Raw genomic sequence first — 3,852 nt, 5'->3', positions numbered from 1 at the left:
GGTGCGCGCCGGCGCCGTGTCGGAGGGCGCGTGGTACGAGCCGGGTGACGTGGCCTTCATCGGCGAGCCGGCGCACGGCGTCGTGCTGTGGGGCGGTGACGCCACCACCCGCAGCATCGTGCTGGCACCGCTGACCCGCACGCTCCCCCGGGCCGTCCGCAGCCACTTCGTGCAGCAGGCGCCGCTGGTGGTCCCGGGCGCCGACGTGCCCGAGCTGGTCGGTGAGTACCTGCCGCGGCTGGCCCACGTGGTCGGGGTCGGCTCCCGTGACGGCTCGGTGCCGCTGCCCGGGCCCACCCGGGTGCGGCTGCGCGGGCAGGTGACCTGGCACGAGGACGCCAGCGCGGTGCTCGCCTGGCGGTGGGTGCACAGCTCCGACGAGGGCCCCGAGCGGGACCTGCCGGTCGACGACCCGACGGTGGGACGGCTGCTGCGCGACCCCGCGCGGGAGCAGCAGGTGGTGGGGCTGCTGGAGGCCGACGAGACGGTGGCCGCGCTGCTGGGGGTGGGCCAGCACGGCCCCGGGACGCTGGCGGCCGAGCTGCGCTTCCGGGGGCTGGACGCGCTCGGCTTCGCCACCGACGTGCTGCCGCGGCTGGAGGACGTGGCCCGGCGCAGCGACGGCTCGGTCGAGCTGGTGCTGGTGGGCCGGACGCCGGACTTCCGGCCGGCGACCGGGGTGCCCGAGGTGCGCTTCACCAGCTCCGAGGGCGACCACCGCGAGGGCCGCACCGACTGGCTCGAGCTGGAGGTGGTGGTCGCCATCCGCGACGAGGAGCTCGGCACGGTGCAGATCGGGCTGGCCCAGGTGCTGGCCGCGCTCGCCTCCGGCAGCACCACGGTGATGGTGCGCGACCACGTCTACGTCGACCTCGACCGCCCCGAGCTCGACCGGCTGGCGCGGCTGGTGGCCGACGCCCGGGCCATGGTCGACCAGCCGCCCAGGGGCATCCGGCTCTCCCGCGACCACCACGACCTGCTGGCCGACCTGGCCGGGCTGGTCGAGGCCGGCCCCAGCGACGGGCGGGTGCGGGAGTGGACCCGGGCCGCCGCCGCGCTGCGGGAGCTGCCCGCCACCGAGCCGCCGGCCGAGCCGGCCGGGCTGCAGGCCACGCTCCGTCCCTACCAGCGGGCCGGCTACGCCTGGATGTCGTTCCTGCACGAGCACGGGCTGGGCGGGGTGCTCGCCGACGACATGGGGCTGGGCAAGACGGTGCAGACCCTGGCCATGGTCGCCCGTGCCCGCGAGAGCGATCCGCAGGCCCCGCCGTTCCTGGTGGTGGCGCCCGCCAGCGTGGTCAGCACCTGGGTGGCCGAGGCGGCCCGGTTCACCCCGGGGCTCCGGGTGGTCGCCATCACCGAGTCCGCGGCCCGGCGCGGCTGGGGGCTGGACCGGCTCGCCGAGCGCTCCCCCGACGTGGTCGTCACCACCTACACGCTGCTGCGGCTGGAGGCCGCCGGCTACGCCGGGCTGCGCTGGGCCGGCCTGGTGCTCGACGAGGCGCAGTCGGTGAAGAACCACACCAGCAAGACCTACGACGCCGCCCGCCGCGTCGAGGCCGGCTCCCGGTTCGCCATCACCGGCACGCCGATGGAGAACAACCTGATGGAGCTGTGGTCGATCCTCTCCCTCACCGCCCCCGGGCTGTTCCCCCACGCCGCCGACTTCCGCGAGCGCTTCGCCAAGCCGATCGAGCAGGACGCCTCCCCCGACGCGCTGGCGGTGCTGCGCCGCCGGATCGGGCCGGTGGTGCTGCGGCGCACCAAGGACCTCGTGGCCTCCGACCTGCCCGCCAAGCAGGAGCAGGTGCTCACCGTCGAGCTGGGCCCGCGGCACCGCAAGCTGTACGACACCCACCTGCAGCGCGAACGGCAGCGGGTGCTCAAGCTGCTGGAGGACCTGGACGAGAACCGGATCTCGATCCTGGCCTCGCTGACCCGGCTGCGCCAGCTCAGCCTGGACCCGGCGCTGGTCGACCCCGAGCACGAGAAGGTCGGCTCGGCCAAGATCGACCTGCTGGTCGAGCACCTGAGCGAGATCGCCGCCGAGGGGCACCGCGCCCTGGTGTTCAGCCAGTTCACCAGCTTCCTGTCCCGGGTGGCCCGCCGGCTCACCGCGGCCGGGCTCGGCTACAGCTACCTCGACGGCAGCACCCGCCGCCGCGGCGAGGTGGTCGACGGCTTCCGCAGCGGCACCGACCCGGTCTTCCTGATCAGCCTCAAGGCCGGCGGCGTCGGGCTGACGCTGACCGAGGCCGACTACTGCTTCCTGCTCGACCCCTGGTGGAACCCGGCCGTCGAGGCCCAGGCGGTCGACCGGGCCCACCGGATCGGCCAGACCCGCAACGTGGTGGTCTACCGGCTGGTCTCGGCCGGCACCGTGGAGGAGAAGGTGATGGAGCTGGCCCGGCGCAAGGCGGCCCTGTTCGCCAGCGTGGTCGGCGCCGACTCGCTCGCCTCCACCTCGCTGACCGCCGACGACATCGCCGCCCTGCTCGAACCCTGACGGCCCGCCCGCCACCATCCGCCCCACCCTCACCACCCCCTCCCCGCAACCCCGCCCGCCCCTGCCCGCGTGTATGTCGTCGCGGTGACGTCCGGCGTGCCGCGGCGTGTCGCGCTGTCCGGACGCGACGGCGTACACGTTCCCAGGGCGACGCCGGCGGTCGCGCGACCGCCGCCGGGCGGCTGCGTCGGCAAGGGTTTCCCGGCACGTCGCCGGTTGTTGGGAGTGGAGTCGCGTACCCGACGCCTGGCACCCATCGAATGGCCGCCGTGACCCTGACTGCCTCCCTCTCACCCGCACGCCGTCGGCGTCGCTGGCGCGAGGGCCTCCTCTTCGGCCTGCTGATCCTGCCGAACCTCGCCGCCATCCTGGTCTTCTCGTACTACCCCACCGTCTACAACGTGGTGCTGAGCCTGACCGACTGGGACTTCATCGCGCCGGCGCCGGTGTTCGTGGGCCTGCAGAACTACGTCGACCTGTTCGCCAGCCCGGAGTTCTGGCTGGTGCTGTGGAACACCCTGGTGTTCACCGGGATCTCCGTGGGCGGCACCCTGGTCGGCGGTCTGGCCATCGGCTTCCTGCTGTCGCGGCGGCTGCGGTTCTCCGGCTTCACCCGCACCATCACCTTCGCGCCGCACATGCTGCCCGGAGCCGCGGTCGGCATCGTCTGGCTGTTCATGTTCGACCCGACCTACGGCATCAGCCGGTGGGCGTTCGGGCTGTTCGGCGCCGACTCGCCGCAGTGGACGACGACCTCGGACTGGTCGCTGTGGGCCATCACCGTCGCCTACACCTGGCAGCGGCTGGGCTTCGTGGCGATCATCTACTACACCGCGATCCTGGACCTGCCCAAGGAGGTCTTCGAGGCCGCCTCGCTCGACGGCGCCTCCGGCTGGCGGCTGTTCCGCGGCATGACCCTGCCGCTGCTGTCCCCGGTGACCTACTTCCTGCTGCTGACCGGGATCATCACCAGCGCCCAGGCCTTCGACATCATCGCCGTCCTCACCGGCGGCGGGCCCGGTGACTCCTCCTCCACGCTGACCTGGATGGTCTACGACGAGGCGTTCTCGCAGTTCGACATCGGCACGTCCGCCGCCGCGGCCACCGTGCTGTTCCTGATCCTCATGGTCGTCACGGTCGTCCAGACGCGGATCGCCGAGCGAAAGGTGCACTACTCATGAGCGTCGGACTCCCCCTCAAGGCCCCGCAGACGTCCCCGCAGGAGCCGGGCACCACCCGGGCCCCGGTGGCGCCCGCCGCTCCCGCGCCCGTCCCGCAGCGCGGCACGGCTCCGGTGAGCCGGCGCCCGCCGTGGCTGTCGGTGGTGCAGTACGCGCTGCTGGCCT

Annotated in this window: 2 protein-coding genes; both read left to right on the top strand. The window is 73.7% G+C overall.

What is annotated here, in order from left to right; translation table 11 throughout:
* A partial coding sequence (locus tag GC722_RS10645) for a DEAD/DEAH box helicase (protein WP_197429993.1) occupies positions 1-2,506 on the top strand: 2,506 nt, incomplete at its 5' end.
* 260 nt (positions 2,507-2,766) lie between these two features.
* Positions 2,767-3,687, top strand: a complete 921-nt coding sequence (locus tag GC722_RS10640; protein ID WP_156610016.1) for a carbohydrate ABC transporter permease — start codon at positions 2,767-2,769, stop codon at positions 3,685-3,687.
* Positions 3,688-3,852 lie beyond the last annotated feature (165 nt).

The sequence above is a fragment of the Auraticoccus cholistanensis genome (assembly GCF_009742705.1).
In the GTDB taxonomy this organism is placed as follows: Bacteria; Actinomycetota; Actinomycetes; order Propionibacteriales; family Propionibacteriaceae; genus Auraticoccus; species Auraticoccus cholistanensis.
The sequence above is the reverse complement of the archived record's forward strand: the minus strand, read 5'-3'. Positions and strand labels throughout refer to the sequence as shown.